The organism is Actinomadura rudentiformis, assembly GCF_008923185.1.
In the GTDB taxonomy this organism is placed as follows: Bacteria; Actinomycetota; Actinomycetes; order Streptosporangiales; family Streptosporangiaceae; genus Spirillospora; species Spirillospora rudentiformis.
On the sequence record NZ_WBMT01000017.1, the window covers coordinates 269,343 to 293,852 of the forward strand.

Consider the following 24,510-nt stretch of genomic DNA (forward strand, 5'->3'; position numbering starts at 1 on the left):
TGAGCGTGGCCGCCAGCTCTGGTGCGCTGTTGATGGCTATCGTGTCGGCAGTCGTCAAGGAGATTCCTGCCGACTGTGGAGTGTCGGCGCCCACCGTACATGCGCTCACTCCCGGAGGCGAGGAGAAAAGGCATTTCGGTCAGGGGAGGACATATGTGCGTGGTTCTCCGACGATGATCCGACAAAGGCGCTGAAGGTCCAGATCAGCCTCAACGACAGTACGGCCGACGCCATGGGTGCTTTCACCAATAGGACGGAGTGGATCGAAGAGGCGCTGGTGAACCGCGATCCGGCAAACCGTGATCTGGCTTGGGGAGGAGGCAACGGTGTCCTACGCTCCGCCCCAGTTGAAGGGAGGGATGGGGCCTCCCTGGTCTTCAGGGCGGGCAATGCTATTGCCGAGCTGGAATACCGCGGGAGCGCCAGTGAGATTCCCAAGAAGCAGGCGATGGCCGGGGTATTCAAAGCGGCCTCAGACGTGGTCGTCGGCCTGGGGGCATCCGGGAGCCGGTCGGCCCCGGCACCGGCCTTCGAAGGTGGCCTGGCGCCTTCCTGTTGAGGGGCGTCCCCGGCATCATCACTGACAGCTGCCAACGGAACATCAGCCTCGGAAGTGAGGACAAAGAAAATAATTTGGATGGGCTGGTGACAGTGACCGAGGGAGTCGTGCCGGACCGGCGACCGGGCCTAGGGATATGGACAGCGACTCGGGACTATACCCGGCTGCATGTACAGGCCCGCGCCTCCGGGAAATTGTTCGTCTCCGTGGCCGGTTTGGTTGAGCAGGCGTTCGCCTCTGCCGGTCTCATGTCCGGACACGTGGTGGTCATTTTCCGAGTACGTAATGTGCTGGCATCGACTATCACTACACCGGAGAGGACGGAGAGCGCCCGCTTGAGAGGTGATATTTACCGAGAGGGTGCGCCGATGGGCTTGCGCCGGAGTGAATCCGGGTGGCCCCTCGCCACTCTGGGGCTCGGGGACTCTACTAGCGGGTAGTAACGCCAGGGACTGATTCCGCAGGTCAGAACAACGGGGTGAGCGCAGCGATCGTCCTCGAACGACCCGGCCAGAACAACTCGGCGGGGCGGCATGAGTAGGAGACGGTGCGTGGCTAGAGGAGTTCCGGGCGGCTACCAGATCCGGGACGCCAAGGCCCGCCGTTGGTGGGGAGATCTCTACGAACTGTTTCCCGACGACCCGCTGACCGAACTGACCGCAACGCGAGCCATGCGGTCTGGTCCCGCGGCGGTGAGAGCCGTGGATAACCGGACGATAACGCGATGGCTGAGACTGGCCACTGAATCGCCGTCTCGTTTCAGGAGTGCACATGTCCGAGCCCGATCCGACGGACCGGCCCGCCGTCCGGCCGTGGTGGCGCAGGCGCCGGACCACCGGTGCCGTGGCCGGGGGCGCCGCGTTGGTGCTCGGAGCGGCCGTCGTCGTGGTGCTCAGCGGGCCGCGCGGTGAGGCCGGGGTGACGCTGATCCCTCCGCGGGGAAAGGTCGATCCTGTTCCGGCCGAGCCGCTCATCACCGCGACACCCGGCGACTGTGGGGTGTCGGCTGCGACGGTGCGCAGGCTCGCCCTCGGGGACGACGGCGGCGGTCCAAATCACGACGGCGGGTGCGACTGGTACTCGTCGGGTCCCGGCGGGCGTGTGCGTTCACTGGCCGTCGACGTCGTGGTTCGCGGGACCATCGGCGACGCCATGGTGGACTTCCCCAGGGAACGGTGGTTCATCGCGTCGCCGCTCGCCAGGTTGCTGAGCCCGAACCCGCCGAAGACGGTCACCGGACTGGGGGACGAGGCGACCACCTACTACTCCGCGGATCTGCAGGTCAAGGGGGCGTTCGTCGTCCTGCGCGCTCACAATGTCATCGCGACGATCCAATACAGTGGGCGGGACGACACCGACGACCCCGTCGGAAAGGTGATCTCGCAGAAGACCGCGACAGCGGGGGCACTCGCGGCGGCGGCCGAGGTCGCCCGCAGTCTGAAGGCGCCCGCGCGTCCGGTCCTGGCGGACCAGGCGTCCACGACCTCAGCGCCGGCGCTGCGACGCGTGCCCAAGCCCTGTGACGCGGTGCCCGCCGACGTGATCGCCCTTGTGGCCCCGGGGACCAAGCGCGGCCGGTGGGTCAGCTCGCTGGTCGACGAGGTCCCGGACGCCCGGTTCGCCACCTGCCGGTGGGCCCCGGCGGACGCCTCCATGGACGGCGAACGCAAGCGGTATCTGACCGTCACCATCGCGTCGGTGCCGGATCAGCGGCCAGGTCATGGAACACAGACCGCGACACGGCAGTACGTCCAGACGCACCTTCGGGCGCGCTCCGCGGGGGCGCATTTCACGGCGCTGGCCGGGCTGGGCGACCAGGCGTTCGCCGTTTTCACGCAGACCGACTTCATCGTCCAAGCCCATTCAGGTCTGGTGGCCTTCCGGGTCCGCAACGTGCTGGTCGCCGTCGGCTATTCCGGCGAGCACGCGCGAATGCCGCCTGACCAGGCGATCAAAGGCGCCCATACCGTGGCGGTGTGGGTGGCCAAGGCACTGTCGGGCTGAGACGGCGCGCGACCGGGGCACGCCGACGAGCCCGATGAGGAGCACATGACATCCGGTGAGGAGCACATGACGCCCGATGGGGAGCACATGACGAACGATCGCGACCCGCGCCCCGCCGTTCTTCCGGATCCGGCGGCCGGAGCCGCCGGGCGTCGCCTGTTCCGGTGGCGGCTGGGACCGCGGCCGACGGCGGGAATCACCGCGGGCATCGCCGGGCTCGCGCTGACCGTCGGCGCGGCGGTGGTCCTTGGGGGGAACGGGCCCGATCGGGGCGATGCATTGCCCGCTCCGCCGGTCGGGCCGGACCGCGTTCCACACGGACCGGTCGTCTCCCGCTTGCCCGCCGTATGCGGGCTGTCCACCGGCACGATCGCCACACTTGTCCCTCGAGCGAGGAGGTACGGGAGCGGCGATTTCGGCGGCTGTCAGTGGACATCGGACAGTCGTCGCCTCACTATCACCATCGATGTGCTGGTGGTCCCGCTCGCTGGCCCGTCCTCGTCCCACCACGTGCCGACCTCACTGATGTCGACCGCCATCGAGGCCTTCCTGGAGAAGGCGGACCCGGACCTCAAGGCGACGGCGGTCACCGGTCTGGGAGACGACGCCTTCGCGGCGTACACGCCCTCCAACGGAGCGAAGGTCATCTTCCGCGTCGGAAATGCCGTGGTGACCGTCCAACACGGCGGCAGCCTGGTTTCCTCCGAGAAGGGGTTGTCGCGACAGAAAGCGTTCCACGGCGCGTTCAAGGCGGCGGCCGAGACCGCCCAGAGCCTGGGATCCTCGTCGGCCGCGCCCGCGTTCGTCAGCCAGACATCACGCCAGCCGACGCGGCTCCCCAAGCCCTGTGCCACGGTGACGGCACCGACGCTGGACAAGCTCTTCAAGGACGCCCCTGACCACCATGAGAGCCCAACCTCCTCATCGGAGCCAGAGGCTCGATGCACCTGGACGTCCCAACAGCGGACCCTCCAAGTGACGCTGGTCTCCGAACCGAAACCTCAGGCAGGAGGCGCAGTCCGGACGGCCACCAACCGATATCTCATGCGGCACCATGACGCACGTGCCGAGGAGCCGATCAGCGTCCACGCTGAGAAGTACTTCAGCGCTCTGACCGGGCCCGGTGAGGAGGCGTTCGCCGCATGGGTCGAGGAGGGCTCGGCCCCGCGGGTCGTGTTCCGGGTACGCGACGTCGTGGTCGAGGTGGTGTACGACGACGCGACCCCTCCCGGGGAAGACGACGCTGAGCCGCTCACCAAGGACCAGGCCGTCGCCGGCGCCTACGCGGCCGCCGTCAACGTCGCGAAAGCCTTGCGAACGTAAGTCACCGCACGTCGGCGGCGCCCTCCTCGCGGGCGCCCATTCGGCGTGGAACAGGCGGACGAGGTCCACGACGGCCTACCACGCGTGCCCGGAGGCGTCGCGGCCCGAGAAGGGAACAGATGCGCGTCGATCAGCCGCTCTCCTGGGCGCCTGGTACACGTGGGTTGTGGTGCACGACCAGGACCCGGAACTCCACCTGGCTCATGTCGTCCTTGAGATCCTCTCTGCGAAGAGGTGGCGTGCCTACGAGGTGGGCCGATTCGCAGCGAGACTATGCCAGCCACAACGCCATGCAAGAGCCAACATATCCATATCGGCAGATTCCGGCCATCGCCCCTACCGGTTGATGACGCACTTGTGGAGGGCGCCTAAGCGTCGATCGTCGCGCGCCCAAGATCACCGCATTCGAGGCGGATGACGCCACGGTCTTACGCTTCGATAAGGAATCAATAACAGTCACCTCTACGCTCGCCGTACCCAGTGGAATCGAGGCATCGGGGAGCAACGGATGTCGCATCGCACCAAGCTCGGCGGAGTAGGAATCGCCGCCATGACCGCGGCCACCGCCGTCATCTTCACGGCCCAGCCCGCCCAGGCAGCCACGGTGGATCGCAAGGTCACCGGCGTCGCGGCGTTGAGGGCCACGTGGTGATCAGTACCTCGGGCAAGTACGTCACCCCCCAGCTCTACGTCAAGGACACCAAGAGCGACGGCCACTCCGCCACAGTTCAGTACGCGGTGTGGTGGGCTGGCCACAAGAAGCCCGTGCCGTGGAGGTCCGTCACCAATACCTGGGGCGTTGGTACCGCCAAGTACGAGACCTCCCCGGACAGCTTCGAAAACATGTACAAGATCCTCGCCCGCGAGTACCTCACCGAGAAGGGAAAGATCTGGGGCAAGGCCGGACCATGGCAAACCGTCTACACCAACAGAGGCGGCGGCAAGCCCTGACAAAGTCGGCCACCCGTCCGCCAGTCGCCTCCAGATACACCTGCTGAAAGTAGGCCGCGGCCTACTCCTGGATCCGGGTTCGGCGTGCGAGGAGGGCGGTTGGGTGGACGCCTGCAAGCGCGGTTTTCAAGCGGCGGGGACCACGATCAGCACCGCAGTAGTTAGCACAGTCATGTAGCGGCTTATCATTCGCTAACCGCTCCGGCGGAGGCCCGGAGCTTCCGGGCCTCCGCCGCTGACCAACGGCTCACGCGCCCCGGGCCAGGCCCCCGTCGCCGTCGTACTCCGGGTCGTGGCTCGAACCACGGGAACCGTCGCCGACCGCAGGGGCGCCTCGCCGGTCTGTGGCTGCGCAACGGCGAGCGCGACATCGCCGCATGGCTGGCCGATGGTCAGCCATCTCGACGTCCTGGCCCCCACTGTTCGCCGACGCGCCACCAGGCGCCCTGGCGGCCTGCCTGCTGCAGGAGGCAGGCCGCGCCACGGTGACCTCGGCTTACGATCGGGGCGGTCGATCTCGCGCACCGGCTACGCGACACGGGACACCCGCTGGACCATCTGCCGCTGCGGCTGCTCGGCGCAGAGCATTGGTACGCGCCTGAACGTCGCCCCAAGCCGGGACTCCTCCCCGACGGCTGGCCCGCTATGCACAAATCGCGCCCACGCCCGGTCCGCACCGTGGAAGGCCCCTCCGAGCCTGAACTCGTCGAGCTGCCCGTCGCCGGCAGGTCCGGCGGGCATTCGTCGACTACCAGATCGGCGACGACGGTTTGAGCGAGTCGCGGCTCTACCCGCCCCGAACGTCCACTCACCGCCGCTGACTCCGACTAAGCGAGTGATAAGGGATCGATAACGGCGCTCCGTACCGTCCCTCTCGATGAGCCCCATCCACTGCGATTCAGGAGCATCCATGTGCGCGAGGAGGCGCTCAGTACACGGATCGCGGCGGCACTGGCCGCTCCCAGGGTCGTGCTGACGAAACGGCCGGTGCTGCGTCGGCTGGCATTGCCGCTGGCAGGGTTACTGCTGCTCGGTATGGCACTGGTGATACGCCACGCAGGTGGTCCGGAAAAAGAGTCGCTCCCGGACGGGGACAAGCCACCACGTCCGGTCACCTTCAGTGGCAGATCATCGTGGGATGAAAGCAGGCTCGGCCTCTACATCGAGGGCGTCGAATTCCTCGGTGCGACGGCCATTGTGGTCGGTGGGCGGTTCCTCTCCGACAGGACCCGGCTGGCCGTGGTCGACGTCAGGACGGGTACCCCGCACTGGGCCCTCGATACCCAGGACCCGTCCAAGGAGCTCCCTGGAGAGCCACTCAAGGGCGGTGACGGCGCCACCGCGCATGACGGAGGGGTGGGAGGGTTGCTTGGTTCATCAGGGAAACCCGTCCACATCGGGGCCGGCGACGACTCGACGGTGTTCGTCCAGTACGTGATCGGCGGGGAGGCTGAGGAGACGGAGCGGGGAGTGGCCGCGCTGTCTGGTGCGGACGGCAGCGTCAGGTGGAAGAGCCCGCTCATCCGGCCGCGTTCTGGCCCGAAAGGCCGATCAAATCCCCGACAGCGAGTGAACGTCCCGGCGGCCGACAGCCATGTCGTCCTGGTGAACATGGGGTCGTCCACCGCCCGAGGACAGACGGTGGCTCTCGACACGGCGAGTGGCCGCAAGCTGTGGGAGCGCGACGATGACTGGGCATACCAGATCACCGGGAATGTGGTGCTCGGGCAGCCCTCCACGGACCGGTCTCGGAGGCCGTGGGAGGAGGAGGGACCGCACGATGGCGAAAACGTGATCGCTCTGGACGCCGGGACCGGAAAGAAGAAATGGGGATTCGACGACCGCTACCAGGCATCTCACCTGCAAGCTACAGCCGGTGGGCTGGCCGTGATCAGAGCGGAGGAGATGGGGCAGGCGGGTTCTCGCGGCGCCACTCGCACGCTGGTCGTCGACACCGCCACCGGCCAGGTGAAGGGAATTCTGCCGGAGAACCTCTACAACTGCGGCAGCGATGGCCGGGACCTGATCGCCTGCGTGGAGACCAGTGATCCGGAGCTGGTGACGATCCGCGCCAGCGCCCACAGCCGACCGGCGGTCGCCAAGAAAAGGCTTTTCGGCGACAGGCTGTATTCCCGATTGTCTATCGATGCGGTCTGGGAGGACCGGATCTTCGTGAGCGGCACCCGCAGGGCGGACGAGACCACCCTGTTTGCCATGGTCGATCGCGCGGGCAACCGGCTTGCCTCGTGGCTTCCCGGACGGGCGATCGCGCTCTCTGACCACCATGCCGCCTTCTTCGTCCGCCCCAGCAACGGCGACCCTCACAGGTTCGCCGACCTCGCCGTCCATAGCACGCACGAAGACTGAGGGGCGAACGGTATCGAGTCGAGTCGGTGCGGATCGACCCTCGTAGCGGCTGGCTGGTCGAAGGTGAATTGTGTGGCAACCGTTCCTCCTGCCAGGGTGACACCCCGGAAGCGGCCTTCGAAAGGGCCCCTTCACGGGCATCGACTTCTCCGATCAGCGGTTCGCCGGACTGCGCGTCAACACGTTGATCCACGAGGAATGTGACATCTCCGAGATTTCCTTTGAACATTTACTCTGGGCAACTTCGGCAGGCTAGATGATGGCCCCCTCGCGTCCCGCTCCAGATGACTGCAGTCGGTGTACCGCGATTGCGCCATCCGCCTTACCCGCTCCCCCGGCAACACGCTATTCGATAACGCTCGCTTCGAGCGCTGTTTGTTCGATCGGGCCAGGCTGCGCGGGCTCCATACGTCACCGAATTCATCGACTACATTTCTTGCCGGGACGATCCGCGCCGTGGGCTTCTGCAGCCGCCGCAACGCAGCGGACTGATCGAGCGTCGCTTCAATGCCTTCCGATGCAATGACTTCACCGCCGCGAAACTCGACGAGGTCGGCTTCACGCACATCGATCTCCGCGCCGAGCGACTGCTAAGAGGTCATCTCATTTGGTGAGTCGGCGGTGGCAGATGAGGACGGCGGCGACGCCAAAGAAGGCCAGGAAGTGCTCGGGTTTGCGTTCGTAGCGGCGGTGCAGACGGCGGCAGCCGTTCAGCCACGACACCGTGCGCTCCACCACCCAGCGATGCCGGCCCAGCCGGGTCGAGGACTCGACGCCACGGCGGGCGATGCGTGGCGTGATGCCGCGTCGGCGTAGCCAGTGCCGCAGATCAGCGAAGTCATAAACCTCGTCGCCGTGCGACTTTTCCGGGCCGTGCCGACGCGGTCCGCGTCGAGACCGGATCGGCGGGATGCCGCGCACCAGCGGCTGCAGGGCGAGTTTGTCGTGGGTGTTGGCCGCCGAGACTCCGACAGACAGGGGCAGTCCGGCACGGTCGACCAGCAGATGGATCTTCGACCCACGTTTGCCGCGATCGACAGGATTCGGGCCCGTGCCGCACTCCACTCAGCAAAGCGGCGGTGCGCGGTGGGGCCGGACGGGCCGAACACCGGCGGCAGTTGCTGCCAGGTGCAGCCGGTGGTGGCCACAAAGATGATCGCCGCCAGCACCGCCCGATCCCCGTACCGACGCCGACCACCACCCTGCGGCCGCGTCGGAGCAGTCGGAACCACCCGCTGGAACAGCTCCCAAAACTCCTGCGGCCCCAAGCGTTCAACCATCTCCACGACCGCAGGCTACCGCCGCCCCACCAAATGAGATGGCCTCTGAGCCGTCCGACCCCGGCGGATAACCGGTCGATAGCGCCTGGATAACGACGCTTTGTACGGTCACTATCAGTCAAATTAGAGGAATGGGGACCACTCGATGGACCGCAAGAAAGCAAAGCGTCTGACCGGATTGCTCGCGGCGACTGCCCTCCCCGCCGTCGCCCTCACGCTGGAAACGGCCCCGGCCCTTGCCGCCGTACCGGAACCCGGAGTTTCGATCGCCGCCAGCACACCGAAGTTCCAGCTGCCCTTCGCGTGCGGGACCAAGGTGCGGATCTCAACCGGCCCGACGCACGACGACAACGGCCCGGGCGGTCGGCAGAAGGCGCTCGACATGTACGACCCGCCGAAGGCCGGCACAACGGTCGTCGCCGCGTACGGTGGCACGGTCAAGTACGACAGCGACCAAAGCACCAACACCATCTGGGTAAAGCACCGCGACGGCTGGGCCAGCATGTACTCCCACATGAGCGGCCGCGTCAAGAACGGCACGAAGGTCAAGCGCGGCCAGAAGATCGGCAAGGTCGACAACGAGGGCACCGGAGCCAAGCATCTGCACTACGAGCTGCATCACAAGGGCAAGATCGTCCACCCGAGGTTCAACGGCCGGACCTACAAGCTGTCCGCCCCCGGCCAGCCCTGGTCGAAGAACCTGGTCAGCCATAACTGCAGCAAGGCCAAGCCGACGATCAAGTGCCGCTACAGCCTGCGGACCGACGCGGCCAAGCACAGCTGGAAGTGGACAGGCAAGAAGAACGAAACCGAAGGCACCCTGAAGCGCGGCAAGACGGTCACCGCCGGCTACAACGGAGAACTCCGCGCCAACGGCGACATTTACAAGCGAGTTCTCGTATCCGGAGGAGCGGACAACCGCGGCCCGTGGGTCATCGCCTCCAAGCTCAAGCGCATCGGCCAGTGCTGGGACGCCTGACCTTCTGAGCTGACCCGCAGCGTGGTGGAGGAGCAGAGACCCCTGCTCCTCCACCACCCTCTTGCCACGAAGTAGAAAGCCAAGGTAAGACGCCGTAAGTGAAGGTCGGCCTTAAGTCGAGCTCACCGGCGAGCGCACCAAACGCTCAGCTCACCACAGAACGGGAACCCCAACCTGGCCGGCAGGCTCAGCCAGATGGCGACCTCGTCGCCGTGCCCAAGCTCGACCAGGTAGAGACACGGCGAGCCCACCGGTGCGGTCAGCAGGTTGGTACACGTCGCAGAACAGGTACACCGGTCCAGGAAGGACAGATCCTGGACTGTGTCGGCAAGCGAGTCACCATCGCCATCAGCGCGCAGCAGGTGAACGCTGTCGGCAGCAGCCCCGGAAACACTTGAACCAAACACGGATACCGCCCGACCTTCATACGGCCCCCACGCTACGCCCACGTCCATCACCTCGGGCAAGGCGACAGGTTAACGGCAAACCAAGACCGCCCCGGTACGCCCTGATCGACCGGACCGCTGAACGGGTCGCCGCTGCTCCGGCGGTCATCCTGACTGGCCGGACCCCGAACTGAGACGGCAGGGCGAGTCCGGCCTGCGGTTCCTCGCGGAGAGAGCCGACGAGTTCGCCGGCGGAGACACGTTGATCGACCAGGTCCGACGCGGCGAGAACCATCACCTGGGATCCGCGCCGAATCTTCTCCCTGCTCGTTCACGGCCCACCACCGAGTCACACTGATCACTGCATGGCCTGCTGGCACCCTGGCGGGAGCGGGCAATTAGAGGGCTGACCAGCAGTAGACGGATTTGCCGGCGGTCGTCGCCAAGCGCGCCAGGGCACACAGTTGCCGGTACATCTTGATCTCGTGCTCGTCCATGAGCTGATCGTCGGCGTATTGCTGGAGTCGCGTTTCATCGACACCTGCCAGCACCGCGGTCACGTCAACCGGTACACGGAACACCAAGTGCTCATAGGGGTCCTGAAACAGCGCGTTATCGCCGAACGCGCTGCAATCCCGGCCGGTCAGTTCCGCCGCAAGCCAGTCGAGCCACACCAGGCCGTCGAGCCAGCCCCTGCAGTCAAAGTACGGCACGCGACCTGTCGACCGGACCTCCGGCAAGATTCATCTGGCTGAGCTGCCGGTCGTCCGCTGCAAAGAAGTCTACGAGCACTCCCATCCAGGAATGATCGGCTCGCAGCCGTACCGCCACAGCACGCACTTCGTCGTCAAGACCGTGCAGGGGTCCCCTGGGACGAATTTTGGGCCCTCAATCGCCGCTTAGCGCGCCGCCAATGGTGGACGAAGACGGCGAGCAGCAGGCCGAAGAGTACGCTCAGTGCCGCGCAGATCCCGGCGGGCCAGAGCGGCCCCTTCCAATCCGCGCCGCGCACCCAGATATCTTCCTGTTTTCCTGGGGTCTGCATCCGCGCGGGCATCCGCTCCCCCTGGACGCAGGGTTTCCCCGACGGGAGCCGCACAGGCAAATTCGAATACTCCGTGCCTTTATCGTCCGACCGGAAGGTGCCCTCGCATTTTACTAGTACGCTACGCTTCCCTCTAGCACGCTTTCCTCTACTTCGATTCCCGTAGCGATATTCCGACTCTATGATCGCCGTTCCGGCTATCCCATCTCTACCGTGTGAAAGCTGGCGATAATCCCAAGCGAGCGTCCCGGTGAGCACGGTGATGGCGATCGAGCTCATTGCCAGTAGGGATGTGCATAGAACGCAGACCAGCAAACAACCAACAGTCCCCTGATCTACACTATCGGTCTCTTCTCCCATAAATGACCTCGTCTCCTGCTGCCTCCACCCGCTGTCGCGGCTCGGCCAGGCGTGACTCTGGATCGCCGGCAAAGAATGTGGAAGCGGCCGATATCAATCAGTTTTCGCCAATGCCACAAGACCCCAAAGTCTCATCAGGCAGGCCTGGCGCATCGGTCGTTTGTGTCGTGACAGCCGGATAGGGTCTTGGCCACCTGGAGAGCGGCGATGTAAGCACCGTTCACTATCCAGCCTGGGAGCATTGGAAACGTCAAATCCGACCCCGAGTAGTCGACTGCGCCAGACTACGAGCAGTGTCCCTCCTGTTCCTCCTCACCCTCCCCCGGGCGCAAGCGCGCACCGTGGCCGCCGACACCCGCACCGATCCGGGATCTTTTAACGATCAGCCCGCTGGGCCCGGGATCGGGCCCGCTTGCCGGAGCGACCAGCCTCGCCTTGGCCAGGCCGGATTCTCCGAGGAGGACGACCGTCAGCACGGCCACCAACACCACACCGGCCCCGGCGGCCAGCCGTCTGTGCCACCACGATCGCGAGGAATCCGCACCGGCGGTGTCCGTGCGATCAGATGGCTAGGAAGATCGGGCTCGGACATGCTCACTCCCGGGGGAGACCGTGTGACGGATCGATCCGGCAGACATTCTCCGGCGCCGCGCTATCGATCGGTTATCGGCCGGACCACTGCCGGGCTGCGCCTGGGGCGGTCCAGCCACCAGACTGGGGAAGTGACCATGGGGAGCAATCGGCGTCTTCCAGCAGCTCCGCGGGAGCCCGGCCGGCCCTCGGGGCCGGGTCAACGCCATCGTAATGAGCCTGGTTATGCACCCATTCCTGAAGAAGACGGTCAGCCGGGACCTGCTCGATGAGCTGACCAGCCGTGAGGCGTTCGACCACCCGGTCGAGCCCGGAGATGAGGTGGCCGATTGGGTTGTCCTCTTGGCCGACGGCATGTCGTCGTACATGACCGAGAAGGCGTGTCGGTCAGCAACCGGCACCCGCAGCGAAGAAGAAAGATGGTGATCCCATTTGAACCGGCCTTGCCGGGATTCAGCAGTCCCGGATGCATTGGGCACGACGATAACGAATCGATAATACGGCCCGGTACACTCTCCCCATCCGACGAAGCGGCGCTTCGAGCCACTGGCGAAAGGAACATGATGTCGATTAGGAAGACCGCTCTGAGCACAGCCGCGACCATCCTTCTGGCTGGGGCCGCTCTCATCCTGGCCGCCGTACTATCCACCGGCGGTTACTACGATGGCGAGCGATCAGGCGGGTCCACAGTGGCCGGGACCGACTGGGGCTGAGCCTGTATCTACGTGCCTGACGGTGATGGCGCTGCCCTCTGATCTGGAAGGATGGGAGTTCCTACAATTCCGTTCCCCAGATCGAGAGGGCACGTCACAAATGGCGTGACACGCTGGTTGCGAGTGTGTTCGTTGAGCGTTCAGTGTTCGAGTCGAACATCAAGGCTACCTACCTGAGTCTTGGGGCTCGCCCATCGGAGACCACCTGCCCTCCATGACGGTGGAAAGGATTTTGCAGCTCAGAAAGTAATAAGAATATTTGTTCGCAATTCTCTTATCAGAGACTGTTCGGCCGGATGTATGGCATGCGATCCCCCTCTAGCCCCCAGTTTATTGGTACTTGTTGACGCCCAGACGTCCAGGCAACCAAGCGCAACGACACCGCCCGGTCCCGGGTGCGATCGCCGAGAGCCAACTCGATGACCTGGTCACCGCGCTGGGCCTTCGATCTTGGCATCGCCGCTCGGCCGGAGCGGGCGCCCACGGCCAACGGTTGTATGACTGGGCCCGCATCACCCTGCGGCCACCGGCGCCCGGGCGAGGCCGCTGGGTGCTGGCCCGCCGCCGCATCAGCGACGGCGAACTGGCCTACTACCAGTGCTACGGCCCCGCCCGCACCGCCCTGGACGAACTGATCAGCGTCGCCGGACGCAGATGGCAGATCGAGGAATGCCTCCAAGCCGCCAAGAACGAGGCCGGGCTGAATCACTACCAGATCCGCCGCCACGACGCCTGCTACCGCTCACCGTGAATGAAATCCGGTGCCTGCTCGCAGCACTGCGCTTTTACCCAACGGCCACAACCCGACCACGTCCGTGACTGGTCTGATTGGCGACGGCGGCGCCAGGCTCAGGCCCGCCCCTGCCACTATAAGCGGCGCGGTCACCCACCGCCGTAGTCACGATTGGCCGTTGCAGTACTAATCGGTGGCGGTGTTGGCCACATGGGTTTCAACGCCGCCAAGATCCGTTCGGCCGGCTGCCGTGCGGGCCGCAGCGCTTGCAGGTTCCAGCCCAGCCGCCCAGTCAACAGCCACCACACCGATGTGGGCGCCCGCACGCCGGTGATGCGCTTGACCACCAGACCGGCCAGCTCCAGCGTCCACACCTCGGCCTCGAAACCATGGGCTTGGGCACCCTGGTGCAGGGCGGCGCGGGCACCCTCCACCACGCGATTCTCAACCATCGCCTCCCGCGCCGCAGCGACATGCCCCTCAGCCCTCCAGGACGCATCTGCCCCCGTGTTCATGAGTGGTGCCGCTCGATCGATAACGATCAGATAAGACACGCGGTTACCCTCCGGCGGGGCCGGGCGATATTACGGGAGCGTTGATGGCATCGCTGGAGCCGGGGGATCCATCGGAGATCGGTGGTTATCGGCTGCTTGGCCGCCTCGGGGCGGGTGGCATGGGACAGGTGTTCCTCGGCCGCTCCCAGGCCGGGCTCACCGTGGCGATCAAGGTCGTCCACGAGCAGTTCGCCCATGATCCGGGATTCCGGGCTCGGTTCCGGCGTGAGGTGACGGCCGCGCGGGCGGTCAGCGGCGCCTTCACCGCCGCCGTGATCGACGCCGACCCCGACGCCCCGAGTCCCTGGCTGGTCACCGCTTACCTGCCGGGCCTGCCTTTGAATGAGGCCGTCGAGCGATACGGGCCGTTCCCGCCCCTGGCGGTCGCTGCGCTGGGAGCCGGTCTGGCGGAGGCTCTCATCTCGATTCACCAGGCCGGTGTCGTTCACCGCGACCTCAAGCCGCACAACGTCATGCTCAGCCCGGACGGGCCGCGCGTCATCGACTTCGGCATCGCCCACGCGACCGATGTCAGTGCCATCACTCGGGCCGGGGCCGTCGTCGGCTCCCCTGGCTACATGTCGCCGGAGCAGGCCCAGGGCCGCGAGACCGGTCCGGCCGGAGACGTCTTCTCGCTGGGCGCGGTGCTCGCTTTCGCCGCCACCGGAAGCGGTCCCTTCGGCCGGTCCCGGATGGAGGTCATGATCTATCGGGTGGTGCACGAGGCGCCGCGACTCGACGGTGTCTCCGATCCTCGCCTGCGCGAACTCATCGCCGCCTGTCTCGACAAGGATCCCGTCCGGCGGCCCACCCCGGACCAGGTCCTGCGCTGGCTCGCCACCGGTGCCCCGCAGGGCACCGCCTGGCTGCCGCCGCCCGTCTCGGCCGGCATCTTCCAGTCCACCCGGCGGGTGCCGGTTCACCGGAGACCGCTGAGCCGCCGCGGCCTTCTCCTCGGCGCGGGCGGAGCGATCGCACTCGTCGCCGGTGGGGCGGTGGCGGCCGTGGCGGCGAGCACCAGCGGAGTCTCTGGCGGGACGGGCGGTTCCGGCGGAAACAATGGCGAGGCGTCCGCGCGGGCGTTGCGGGCTATCACGCAGGGCACGCTGGTGCGGAAGCTGGCCGTCGGGGCCCCAGTCGCCTCGGGCCCGGTCCTCGGCCACGGTCTCGTCATCGTCGGCACCAACACCGGGCAACTCGTCGCCTTCGACGCGGTGAGCGGCGCGGAACGCTGGCGCTATCCCGCTGCTGCGCTGAACAGTCCGTTCTCCGCCAAGCCCGTCATCGCCGGGGCCATGCTCTTCGCCGTCGGCGGTGACGGCTCCCTGCACGCCGTGGAGCTGGCAACGGGCCAATCACGGTGGAACCATGCTGCCGATGCGTCCACTGGTTCTCCGCCCGCGATCGGCGACCGGCGCCTGTATGTGCTAACCGGGAACAGCGCGAACCAGCAGAAGACCGTTGTCGCGTACGACTTCGGCGGCACCCGAATGCGTGAGATCACCAACGTCAACGGTCCACCCGCGATCGGTACCGACGACAGCGGCCAGAGCCGTCTTTACCTGTCCGGCAGCGGCTCGATCCGGCTCTACACCCCGGGGACATTGCAGCAGAAGGGGCAGATTCCGGCACAGGACGGCAGCCCCTTCGTCGTCCAGCGTGGGGTGCTGTACGGGATGAGCGAGAGCGGACGGCTGTGGGCATATGCCACCGCCACGCGCAGCCGCCGCTGGGAGCGGCGACTACCAGGGGCAAGCGGATCGGCCGAGCGCGCCACCGCTGCCCCGGCTCTCTCGGGCGGCTCGCTTTACCTGAGCGATGCCAACGGCATCCTCTACGCGATCGATGCGCGAACGGGGACCGAGCGCTGGCGATTCACGACCGGCGGGCAGATTCAGGCGACGCCCTTCGTCGGCGACGGGATGGCCTACGTAGGGAGCGCCGACAAGCACCTGTACGCGGTGGGCGCGACGGACGGCGAGCCTCGATGGCGCTTCCCGACCGGTGGGCCCATCGGCCCGTCCGCTCCCGTGGTGTCGAGCGGAGTCGTCTTCGTCGGTAGCCAGGACGGAGCCCTCTACGCCATACGCGGCCGATGATGCCTCCCCAAGGCCCCTGATGATGCCTCCGAAACCCCTTGGAGCGTACGAATGTACGGAAGGCCCGATGGAACCACTACAGGCTGAAGACCCCCCGGCGTTCGGCCCATACCAGCTGCTGGCCAAGCTGGGCGCGGGCGGGATGGGGAAAGTGTTCCTGGGGCGCTCCGGCAGCGGCCGCCTGGTCGCCGTGAAGGTCGTGCACGACTCGCTGGCCGCCGATCCGGAGTTCCGGGCCCGGTTCCGGCGCGAGGTGGTCGCCGCGCGGGCGGTCAGCGGCGCCTTCACCGCCCCGGTCATCGACGCCGCCCCTGACGCCCCCAGCCCCTGGCTGGTCACCGGGTACCTGCCGGGCATGTCGCTGCAGACAGCGGTGGACGCGCACGGCCCATTCCCGACGGACGCGGTGACCGCGCTCGGCGCCTCGCTGGCCGAGGGCTTGGCGGCCGTGCACCGGGCCGGAATCGTGCACCGGGACCTCAAACCCGCCAACGTGCTGCTCACCCCGGACGGCCCCCGTGTCATCGACTTCGGCATCGCCCGGGCCACCGACGGCAGCGCGATCACCCGGTCGGGCATGCTGGTCGGCTCGCCGGGATACATGGCCCCGGAGCAGACCGGAGAGCGGGCCGCCGGACCGGCCGGGGACGTGTTCTCCCTGGGCGCGGTGCTGACCTTCGCGGGCACCGGCAGCGGACCGTTCGGCACCGGCGCCATGCATGCGATGGTCTACCGGGTGCTGAACGAGGCACCGCGCCTCGACGGCATCACGGACCCTGGCCTGCAGGGCATCATCGTCGCCTGTCTCGACAAGGAGCCCGCTCGGCGGCCCACGCTCGACCGGCTGCTGCAGTGGCTACTGAACGGGCTGGCGGAGCATACGGCGCCCCAGGGCACCTGGTGGCTGCCCGCTCCCGTAGCGGCCGACCTGGCCCAACGCACCGCACAAATCCCGCAAGGCCCGGTACGGGTCGCCCCCACCATCTCGGGAAGCCCTGCGGACGGACGACGCGGGCCGAGCCGCCGCCAGCTGCTCGGCATCGGCCTGGCCACTGCCAGCACGGTCGGCCTGGTAGCGGCATGGGGAGCCGACTGGCTACACAGCGGCAAGGCCGAGCAAGGCCGCGGCGGTCAGCGTAAACCGAGCTTCCTGTGGAAGTGGGCGCTTTCCCGCGGTCACCTCAACGCAGGCCCGATCGTCTCCGGTGGTGTCGCGCTCGTGGTGACGACGTACGAGGGCAAACAGACACTGGTCGCTCTTGACGCGAACAACGGGCAGCGGCGCTGGGAAGTGCCTCTCCCGGATGATCCGACCCGAATCCTGGTTCGAATCCTGGGCATCGACAGCGGCACCGGTTACGTCTACACGACCACGCGTGAAATCCTGGCGTTCGATCCCCGCGACGGCAAGGAACGATGGCGGCTGGCGGCGCCTGCGATGGGCGGGGGCCTTGTGACGGGTGGCGGCCTGCTCTTCCTGCCCGGTGCGGATTCCACGACCAAGCGACCGGGCCTACTTGCCGTCAGCGTCGCCACCGGCAAGCCGCAGTGGCATCTGCCCACCACCACTTCGCTGTTCCCGGATCCCGCGTTCGCCGACGGCGTCCTCTACTTCGGCAGCGAGAGGCGCTTCACGGCCGTGGAAGTCGCGACCCGTAGAAGACGCTGGACGATCGAAGGCCAGAGCCGCACCACCGGCGCTCCGGTGATCGCCGGTAACACCGTCTACTACTCCAGCGAGCGCGGCCTGAACGCGGTCGACGTCACCAGCGGTGAGGTCCTCTGGAGCGTCCTGAACTCCGGAATCAAGGCTATGACCGGCGGATGGGTTCCCACGGTCGCAGGTCAGAAGGTCTACCTGGCCAGCGCGGATGGCACTCTCCGCGCGCTCGCCGCGACGTCCCGGGGATCTGCCCGGACGCTGTGGAGTTTCCAGACCGGCGGCACGCGCTCCCCCGTCAACGGCCCCAATCCCCGCTTCCTTGCGCCGACTGTCGCCGAGGGCATCGCATGCGTCTTCAACGGAGCCAACGAACTGATCGGTCTGGACGCCGAAACCGGTACGCAGAAGTGGCGGCATACCGTCGACGCCACTGACACCGCGCTTGCAATGTCAGCCGGCAATACCGTCCATCTCGCGACAAACACGGGCGTCCTGGCCATCGCGCCGAGATCCGGCATGGTCGTCCAGCGAATCAACGGTCTGAGGACCTCCCGTCTGATTACCGCGAACGGCATCCTCTACTTCGCCGGCGGCCCACAGGATGAGACGCTGCCAACCACCGTCTACGCTGTACGCGCCTGACCCAGTACACGGTTTCGCTCGCGCCTCTGGCCCTGAGGCATCGGATGAATGAGGGTGTGTCGACGGAACGGCACAGCCGTTGTTCGACCGGCTTAACGTCCGGATCTACGGGCCCGGCGCGTTCCCAGACGTGCACCGCTTGGGATCGGTGGGGTGACGACCGGAATTCCTGCCTCAACCGGGCGGGCGAAAACGCCTACCTTTGCACGCCACCGCGAACCGCGGCGCCGAAGTGCTGTCCAATAAGTGATCAAGATAGTGCACCGGTGAATCATGTGCGATAGGTGATGGACCGTGAGTGTTCACACGGAGGATGAGGCGGAGGCTGGGGTTGGCGACCGGGAGGGCAGGTGGCGAGTCTGGGTGGGGGCGATCCTCTGGGCGGCCGTGGTGCCGTTCGGGGGATGGGCGGGGTTGCGGGCATCCGGTTGGGAGCCGGCGTTCCTGTGGAAGCAGTTGGTGGCGTTCACGCCTTACGTGGCAGCGCTCTCGCTGATCGTCCTGGTGGCGACACTGGTACTGCGTCAATGGTGGACGTGCCTGGTCGCCATGGTGGCGGTCGGCGTCCTGGCGAGCGCTGTGATCCCGAGGATGGTGCCTGACGGGAACCCGGCGGTGGCCGGGCCGAGGATGCGGGTACTGGCGGCCAACCTGATGGCTGGGAGCGCGCCCGCCGAGGTGCTGGTGAGCCTCGCGCGGCGCGAGCGGCCCGATGTGCTGGCCCTGCAAGAGGTGACCCCGGAAGCGGTGGTCGCGCTCGATGAGGCGGGACTGGAGCCGCTCCTGCCGCACCGGGTGCTGCGGCCCAGGCCGGGCGTCACGGGCTCCGCGCTCTACGCGCGTTTCCCGTTGCGGGAGCAGCCAATGATCGACATCCACTTCGGGCAGGCCCGGGCCACCTTGGAGGTACCCGGTGCGCCACCGGTCGAGGTCGTCTCGGTGCACCCGTGCGCGCCGTCCGCCTCCAGCCGGGCGTGGTGCTGGAAGGCGGGCCTGCGGGCGCTGCCGCGGGCGGACGTGCGGGGCCCGGTACGGATCCTGGCCGGGGATTTCAACGCCACCCTCGACCATGCGGAACTCCGGCGGCTGACCAGTTCGGGTTACCGCGACGCCGCCGCCGTCGTCGGCGACGGCCTGCGTCCCACCTGGCCTGCCGGATGGCCGAGCTGGGTGCCGCCGGTGGTGCTCGACCATGTCCTGGCGGACAAGCGGGTCGCAGTGCGTTCATTTGACATACATGAACTGCCCCGGACCGACCATCGCCCAGTCAGCGCCGACATCGTCCTGCCGCGCCGATAGTGCGGAGGTCGGGCTTGGCCCGGCTGGATCCTTAAAGAACGTAGACGCTGCGCCTTATGGGTCGTATTCGGCGGCTCTGGGGCGGGTCTGGTACCAGCGGAACAGGCGATGGGGATATTTAGCGGTGGGCGTGGCTTGGGCGATGGCTCATCGGACGCCGGAGGGAGCCCTGCGCGCCGGGGAAGGCGATCGGCAGCCGGTTCGGCCGTAGCGAGCAGGCCGGCCTGACGGACGCCTCGACGCCTCCCCGGTTGACTTGTGCCCTTCACATTCAGGACGGCGAACGGTGCAGCACGGTGCGAGCCGGGTTCGGTTCGATCTCCCGCACCCGCGTGCCATCCACGTACTTCAGGAGCTGCAAGGCGAAAGTGTGGCAAGCGTCGTGGAATCGCCAGGGCCCGGGCAGGCAGCACCGGCGCGCCGGGCGAGCTCGCGTGCTCGCGCATCCGCTGCCAGGCGTCCTTGCGGATCCGCTCCCATGACGAAGGACCGAGCATGAGTCCGCCATGTCCGTTAAACGCCCAACGACTTCAATCCGTGCTCGGTCTCCTGCACGGTGATCCGCCGCAGTTCAGGGCTCATTTCTCGGATCAGGAAGGCGCGACGACGGTCCTCCATGACGCCGTACACCTGGCCTGGTCGATGTTGACCTTGGTGACCACGAACAGGTCGTTCCGACGGCGGGCCAGGGACCTGGCCGAAGCTTCAGCCACGTCCTGACGCTCCAGCATCAGATATGTGTCGATCATCGCCAACGAGGCCGGCGGCACGTACACACTGCGGCGCAGCCCGTACTTCGCGCACGCCTCCAGGTCGAAGTCCACCGGCTCCCCAGGACGCCTGATCCCCTCTCCCAATTCGGGGAGCAGCAGCGTGGACCACTCCTGCAGCCACATCCCGGTCAGTAGCGCCAGCTCCAGCGCAGTGCGCTTCCCGTGAATTCTCACCTGGGGCTCTGAGCTTCCTCATCGGCGCATCCGAGGATGCCGTCGCCATGGTGGCGTTCTATGAGGCTTCTCAGCGCCCGTATGAACGGCCTGAGATGTGGCATGAGCCTCGGCTGAGGCACCGGTGCCGGATTCGGCGCTACATGTGGCGCTGTGCCGGACCTGGCGCATCAGCAACTCGTACGCGCCGATCAGGGCACAGCTGGGCCACGCGGCGATGAGTCGACCAACGACCGGAGGTTCGGCCACGGCCACGTTGGCGGCCAAACTGGCAGCGCTACCCAGCACCAGCAACGTCCACGGCAACAGACCGCTGCGCCGCCCCTGGCGTGAATCGGCCAGCAACGACATTGACGCCACCGCGATCATCCCGTCCACCGACAACGGCAGCAACACCGCCGTCCACGACGTCTCCCCATGACGCCGCACCAGCAGATACATATGCCGATACGAGATCACCGCCGCGATCGCCGCCAGCAGCACGACACCGACCGTGGTGATCCACCGGATCGCCCGGTCCTCCCAGGAGGAATGGGGGTTCGCCATCACGCTCCCCCTTCCGGTGCGTCGACCGGGAGGTCTCGTTAAGGGAGACACCCGAAGCAACGCTCGATTCGGGCACCGCAGCTTGGCGTTCACGGGCGGCGCGGATCGCATGAATTCCTCGCGGCGCACGGGGCAGCGACACGGTCGCCTCGAGCACCAGCTGACGGCATATCTGCTGGTCAGAGGAGTTTCCCATGTTCTGTGCGCTCTGCCGGGGGCGCCCGTCTGACCACACGAAAAGAGCCCCTGACCAGCGCGAACGCCGGTCAGGGGCTTTGGGTTTTATGCAGTTGTGTGCGGATGAATGCGGCTCAGTTCGGCTAGCCGCCCCCAATACGCCCCCACAGGGGCGCCCTCTCAGTCCTCCTCTCGGGCCTCGGTGATCCGGCGTCGCGCGGTCTCGTCCTGCCCGTCGATGCACTTGGCGTAGACGCGCAGCAAGACTTCCACGCTGTGGCCAGCCCATTCGGCGACTTGCGGGGCCGGGACACCGGCGTTGAGCCAAGGTGGAAACGCAGGCGTGACGCAGGTCGTAGGGGCGTGCGGCCAGGGGTGAGGCGGCTTCACTGGCACTCAGGACGCCCTGGCGGGCTTTGCGCCAGGCACGCCGGAGGTAATGGCGGGCAGATCTCCACCACGGACGCCGTAGAACAGCAGCCCATGCGGCCCGTCGCCGAAGTCAGCGAGGTGCCGGCGAAGGATCCGGGTCAGCGCGGGCTCGCATGGCACGGTGCGCCCCTCTCCCTCGGCACGGTGTTTGAGGGCCCGTTGCTCGCGCGCCGTGCCGTCGTCGGTCCAGGCAGCGCCGGCGAAGGGGCGGGCCTCGCTCAGGTGGATCTCTCCCCACGCGTCGGCGGGTTCCTCCAGTTCCTGGGTTGTCTTGTTGAGCACAAGAGGGGCAAGGCCACATCCTGCTTGCGCAGGCTCATCACTTCCTCAGGACGAAGCGCGGCGTAGTACATCAGCGCGAAGAAAGCCACGAGGCGTTTGCCGGAAGGCTTCTGAGTTGGGTGCAGCTCCATTGCAGGGACGGGCGATTGATCGAGCGTCCCGCTTTCTGCTGGTGAATCGGAAGAGCTCAGGACATGCAGATGCAGAACTCGTTGCCCTCTGGGTCTCGCCAGACCTGCCAGAGACCCTCGTGGATCTCGCCGACCGGTGTGGCTCCGAGTTCGGTGGCGTGTGCCATGGCCTGGGGAAAGTTGTCGGTGATCAGGTCGAGATGGATCCGGTTCTTGACGGTCCTGGCTTCGGGAACCAGTTGGAGCGCCAGGCCAGGGCCAAGGGTGATCCAGTCGGCCTCGCGGCGAGTGATCTCCAGTCCCAGCAGCCCGCTCCAGAAGCGTGCCTGCAGTTCGAGGTCGGTGGTGTCGATGACGATGCCGCCCAGACGAATGCCCATGCCGGGTGATGTGTTCCTGTTCAGGCCCGGTTGGCGGGTTCGCTGATCTGTGCGGGCTCGGCCGGCTGGGTGGGGGGTTGTGGTTGGTGCCTGGCCAGCCGCTCAATCAGGCCGTCCTTGACCGTGGCCCACTCCGAGGCGATCACCGAATACATCGCCGAGTCCCGCAGGCGATCCTCCTCACCCGGCGCCCACGACGTCGACCAGTTGCGCAGCACTCCCTCGAAGGTGGCGCCAAGTGATTCGAGGGCGCGCCGTGACCGCTGATTGCGGGCGTCGGTCTTGAGATCGACCCGCGCCACCCCGAGCGTCTCGAAAGCATGCGTCATCAGCAGGAACTTGGCCTCGGCATTGATACCCGAGCCTTGTGCGGACGCGCCGAGCCAGGTGAACCCGATCTCGACGGCCCGCAGATCCTCACGACCGGGCCACCACCGAGGAGCCCAGAAGGCCGTGCAACCCACCGCGCGATTATCTGCTCGCCGGATCTGCGCGAACGGGACGAGCCCCTGCTCAACTCTCGTGAACTGAGCCTCCAGGTAATCGGTGACCTGGCCGGCGCGGGGCACGAGCGTGAAGCCGTAACTGCTGCGATCCTCCTCCGCCGCCAAGGCCAGGTCATCGGCGTGCCCGACCGACAACGGCTCGAGCCGGACCAGGGCACCCTCAAGTACGGACGCGTCGAACCATGGGCGCATCACGGCAGCTCCTCATCGATCCTGGCATTGGCACCTTGCGTGTGCAGGTTGCCGGACCGTCATGGGGCCAGGTCCCTCGAGTCCTCTGGATGAACGCCGCCGATCATCGCGGGAAGCCCTCGCAGGCGTCAAGTCCTATGTGCGCTGGCGCAGCTGGGTGCATTTGTGCTGGAACGAGCTGATTGGTCAGGCCGTGAGGGTGTATCTGTCCTGGTAGTGAGCGTGGTGGACGCGGTGGCGTTCACGGGCGAGGTGGTATTTCCAGTAGTCGGAAAGGCCTCCATTGGCGATCAGGGCACGGAGTCTGAGGATGGCCTCGGCGCCGGCCAGGCCCCATTTCGAGGCGGTCGCCGATGATGTGACGAACCGTGCCTTCGATGACGCCAGTGGAGATCAGCCACCCGGCCGCCAGCGCCTGCTGGTAGCTGAGGTATTCGGCGTAGCCGGTCAGGTGGCGGATGCAGGCGTCGATGGGTGTAGTCGCGAGATGGCTTGAGCTACTTGGCCGCCCAGAGTGCCGCCGCGCCAACTCCTCCTGCCACGACACGCCACCGCCTCGCACGCCTGCACCCACCGTAGAAGCCAGGCCCTGCGATCAAACAGCCTAGCCACAAACCTCCAGCTCAGCCGGTCCCTAAAAGCGAGCCACACCCATCGGACATAACGCGAGAACGCCGGACCCCTGGGCGCGAGGATGGTCCCCTGGACACGGCTGGGCACTACCGCCAGTGTGAGTCGGCACCGCCCATGCGGCATCTGTGCGGGCCGGAATACCCAGAGTCTCTCTCGCGCCAGGGGCGGGAGGGTCCTGCGGCCTTGACATGCGGAGGGCCGCGTCCGGAAGAATCGAGGGCCGGCGGGGTTGATCGTGATGGGTGGAGGTTTTCATCAACGAGTGGGCGCGGGAGTGGCTGCCTGTACACCTGGAGCGGATGGAGGACAAGCTTCCGGATACGGTGACCTCTCGGGAGACCTGGCGGTGGCTCGCCCATCCCAACCTGATCGACCATGTTGTGCGGGCTCCGGTCCCGGTCACGCCCGGGCGGATCGTGCACCACACTCAGACGTTCGAGCAGCTGTTCCTGATGGTCAGTTCCTTCCCGTCGGCGAACTTCCGGAAGATTCGCAAGAAACTGCTTCCAGAGGGTTACCTGGCGATGCTGGATCCGGTAATGCACTCGTCCGGTTTCTCCAGCGGCTCGGTAGACCTCGCACATTGGCTGCTATTCAAGGACGAGGACGGCAGCGCGCTGGTGCTGCTTTGCTACCTGGCGGCCAACCAAGAGGCGATCCCGCTGCTGCCGTTGGAGTTGCTGTCCTCCAAAGAACGCCGCCAAGTCGGTTCTTACATCATCTGATGCGATGAGGA

General features: G+C 66.7%; 19 protein-coding genes, 2 pseudogenes and 1 riboswitch. Of the genes and pseudogenes, 12 read left to right on the top strand and 9 right to left on the bottom strand.

The features are described from left to right. The first annotated feature begins 1,330 nt into the window (after positions 1 to 1,330). From F8566_RS50280 to F8566_RS33005, 5 genes are all read left to right on the top strand, one after another. Positions 1,331 to 2,563: a hypothetical protein gene (locus tag F8566_RS50280; protein ID WP_192809979.1), complete on the top strand. Its 1,233-nt coding sequence runs from the start codon at positions 1,331 to 1,333 to the stop codon at positions 2,561 to 2,563. Positions 2,564 to 2,608: 45 nt separating this feature from the next. After that, the gene (locus tag F8566_RS32995; RefSeq protein ID WP_151565758.1) at positions 2,609 to 3,886 is read left to right on the top strand and encodes a hypothetical protein; all 1,278 of its coding nucleotides are present in this window, start codon (positions 2,609 to 2,611) and stop codon (positions 3,884 to 3,886) included. 508 nt (positions 3,887 to 4,394) lie between these two features. Further along, positions 4,395 to 4,538, top strand: a complete 144-nt coding sequence (locus tag F8566_RS50285; protein ID WP_192809980.1) for a hypothetical protein — start codon at positions 4,395 to 4,397, stop codon at positions 4,536 to 4,538. Further along, positions 4,532 to 4,837, top strand: a complete 306-nt coding sequence (locus tag F8566_RS33000) for a hypothetical protein (protein WP_151565759.1) — start codon at positions 4,532 to 4,534, stop codon at positions 4,835 to 4,837. Before F8566_RS50285 ends, F8566_RS33000 begins: the two co-directional genes overlap by 7 nt. A 912-nt stretch (positions 4,838 to 5,749) precedes the next feature. Continuing rightward, on the top strand, positions 5,750 to 7,204 hold the full coding sequence (locus tag F8566_RS33005; protein WP_151565760.1) for an outer membrane protein assembly factor BamB family protein: 1,455 nt from the start codon (positions 5,750 to 5,752) through the stop codon (positions 7,202 to 7,204). Between the two features lie 603 nt (positions 7,205 to 7,807). On the opposite strand, the pseudogene F8566_RS33010 reads toward F8566_RS33005, so the two are convergent. Further along, positions 7,808 to 8,484: pseudogene (locus F8566_RS33010) on the bottom strand (IS5 family transposase). Between the two features lie 145 nt (positions 8,485 to 8,629). Between F8566_RS33010 and F8566_RS33015 the strand changes: the two are divergent. Next, on the top strand, positions 8,630 to 9,463 hold the full coding sequence (locus F8566_RS33015) for a M23 family metallopeptidase (RefSeq protein ID WP_151565761.1): 834 nt from the start codon (positions 8,630 to 8,632) through the stop codon (positions 9,461 to 9,463). A 122-nt stretch (positions 9,464 to 9,585) separates the two neighbouring features. On the opposite strand, the gene F8566_RS33020 is transcribed toward F8566_RS33015, so the two are convergent. Then, positions 9,586 to 9,930 carry a hypothetical protein gene (locus F8566_RS33020; protein WP_151565762.1) on the bottom strand — a complete coding sequence of 115 codons (345 nt, stop codon included), beginning with the start codon at positions 9,928 to 9,930 and terminating at the stop codon, positions 9,586 to 9,588. Positions 9,931 to 10,247: 317 nt separating this feature from the next. Further along, on the bottom strand, positions 10,248 to 10,562 hold the full coding sequence (locus F8566_RS33025) for a hypothetical protein (RefSeq protein ID WP_151565763.1): 315 nt from the start codon (positions 10,560 to 10,562) through the stop codon (positions 10,248 to 10,250). Positions 10,563 to 12,058: 1,496 nt separating this feature from the next. Here F8566_RS33025 and F8566_RS33030 point away from each other — a divergent pair. Next, complete coding sequence (locus tag F8566_RS33030) at positions 12,059 to 12,271, top strand: hypothetical protein (protein WP_151565764.1); 213 nt, start codon at positions 12,059 to 12,061, stop codon at positions 12,269 to 12,271. 738 nt (positions 12,272 to 13,009) lie between these two features. Continuing rightward, positions 13,010 to 13,297 (top strand): annotated as a pseudogene (locus F8566_RS33035) (IS701 family transposase); the annotation flags it as partial. A 143-nt stretch (positions 13,298 to 13,440) separates the two neighbouring features. Here the strand turns inward: F8566_RS33035 and F8566_RS33040 are convergent. Continuing rightward, the gene (locus F8566_RS33040) at positions 13,441 to 13,845 is read right to left on the bottom strand and encodes a hypothetical protein (protein ID WP_151565766.1); all 405 of its coding nucleotides are present in this window, start codon (positions 13,843 to 13,845) and stop codon (positions 13,441 to 13,443) included. Positions 13,846 to 13,889: 44 nt separating this feature from the next. Between F8566_RS33040 and F8566_RS33045 the strand changes: the two genes are divergently transcribed. The 3 genes from F8566_RS33045 to F8566_RS33055 all read left to right on the top strand — a co-directional run bounded on the left by F8566_RS33045 (position 13,890) and on the right by F8566_RS33055 (position 19,548). Then, a complete protein-coding gene (locus F8566_RS33045; protein ID WP_151565767.1) occupies positions 13,890 to 15,944 on the top strand; it encodes an outer membrane protein assembly factor BamB family protein in 2,055 nt (684 codons plus the stop codon). A gap of 19 nt (positions 15,945 to 15,963) precedes the next feature. Continuing rightward, a complete protein-coding gene (locus tag F8566_RS33050; RefSeq protein WP_151565768.1) occupies positions 15,964 to 18,249 on the top strand; it encodes a protein kinase domain-containing protein in 2,286 nt (761 codons plus the stop codon). A 294-nt stretch (positions 18,250 to 18,543) separates the two neighbouring features. Further along, positions 18,544 to 19,548, top strand: coding sequence for an endonuclease/exonuclease/phosphatase family protein (locus F8566_RS33055; RefSeq protein WP_151565769.1), 1,005 nt, complete (start codon positions 18,544 to 18,546; stop codon positions 19,546 to 19,548). Positions 19,549 to 20,138: 590 nt separating this feature from the next. On the opposite strand, the gene F8566_RS33060 is transcribed toward F8566_RS33055, so the two are convergent. The 5 genes from F8566_RS33060 to F8566_RS33085 all read right to left on the bottom strand — a co-directional run bounded on the left by F8566_RS33060 (position 20,139) and on the right by F8566_RS33085 (position 23,084). Beyond that, on the bottom strand, positions 20,139 to 20,495 hold the full coding sequence (locus F8566_RS33060; protein ID WP_151565770.1) for a hypothetical protein: 357 nt from the start codon (positions 20,493 to 20,495) through the stop codon (positions 20,139 to 20,141). A gap of 18 nt (positions 20,496 to 20,513) precedes the next feature. After that, the gene (locus F8566_RS52725) at positions 20,514 to 20,978 is read right to left on the bottom strand and encodes a DUF2637 domain-containing protein (protein ID WP_404800370.1); all 465 of its coding nucleotides are present in this window, start codon (positions 20,976 to 20,978) and stop codon (positions 20,514 to 20,516) included. 636 nt (positions 20,979 to 21,614) lie between these two features. Next, a complete protein-coding gene (locus F8566_RS33075; RefSeq protein ID WP_151565772.1) occupies positions 21,615 to 21,932 on the bottom strand; it encodes a hypothetical protein in 318 nt (105 codons plus the stop codon). A gap of 187 nt (positions 21,933 to 22,119) precedes the next feature. Further along, the gene (locus tag F8566_RS33080; protein ID WP_225993723.1) at positions 22,120 to 22,443 is read right to left on the bottom strand and encodes a VOC family protein; all 324 of its coding nucleotides are present in this window, start codon (positions 22,441 to 22,443) and stop codon (positions 22,120 to 22,122) included. 20 nt (positions 22,444 to 22,463) lie between these two features. Next, complete coding sequence (locus F8566_RS33085; RefSeq protein WP_264159485.1) at positions 22,464 to 23,084, bottom strand: GNAT family N-acetyltransferase; 621 nt, start codon at positions 23,082 to 23,084, stop codon at positions 22,464 to 22,466. 66 nt (positions 23,085 to 23,150) lie between these two features. Continuing rightward, positions 23,151 to 23,237, bottom strand: a riboswitch (SAM riboswitch). Between the two features lie 779 nt (positions 23,238 to 24,016). On the opposite strand from F8566_RS33085, the gene F8566_RS33090 reads away from it, so the two are divergent. Then, complete coding sequence (locus F8566_RS33090) at positions 24,017 to 24,499, top strand: hypothetical protein (RefSeq protein ID WP_151565773.1); 483 nt, start codon at positions 24,017 to 24,019, stop codon at positions 24,497 to 24,499. Positions 24,500 to 24,510: the final 11 nt, after the last annotated feature.

Excerpts from the sequence above, each read along its gene's own strand:
- F8566_RS50285 (WP_192809980.1), top strand. The coding sequence starts at position 4,395 with ATGTCGCATCGCACCAAGCTCGGCGGAGTAGGAATCGCCGCCATGACC.
- F8566_RS32995 (WP_151565758.1), top strand. The coding sequence starts at position 2,609 with ATGACATCCGGTGAGGAGCACATGACGCCCGATGGGGAGCACATGACG.
- F8566_RS33030 (WP_151565764.1), top strand. The coding sequence starts at position 12,059 with ATGAGCCTGGTTATGCACCCATTCCTGAAGAAGACGGTCAGCCGGGAC.
- F8566_RS33050 (WP_151565768.1), top strand. The coding sequence starts at position 15,964 with ATGATGCCTCCGAAACCCCTTGGAGCGTACGAATGTACGGAAGGCCCG.
- F8566_RS50280 (WP_192809979.1), top strand. The coding sequence starts at position 1,331 with ATGTCCGAGCCCGATCCGACGGACCGGCCCGCCGTCCGGCCGTGGTGG.
- F8566_RS33015 (WP_151565761.1), top strand. The coding sequence starts at position 8,630 with ATGGACCGCAAGAAAGCAAAGCGTCTGACCGGATTGCTCGCGGCGACT.
- F8566_RS33045 (WP_151565767.1), top strand. The coding sequence starts at position 13,890 with ATGGCATCGCTGGAGCCGGGGGATCCATCGGAGATCGGTGGTTATCGG.
- F8566_RS33080 (WP_225993723.1), bottom strand. The coding sequence starts at position 22,443 with ATGGGCATTCGTCTGGGCGGCATCGTCATCGACACCACCGACCTCGAA.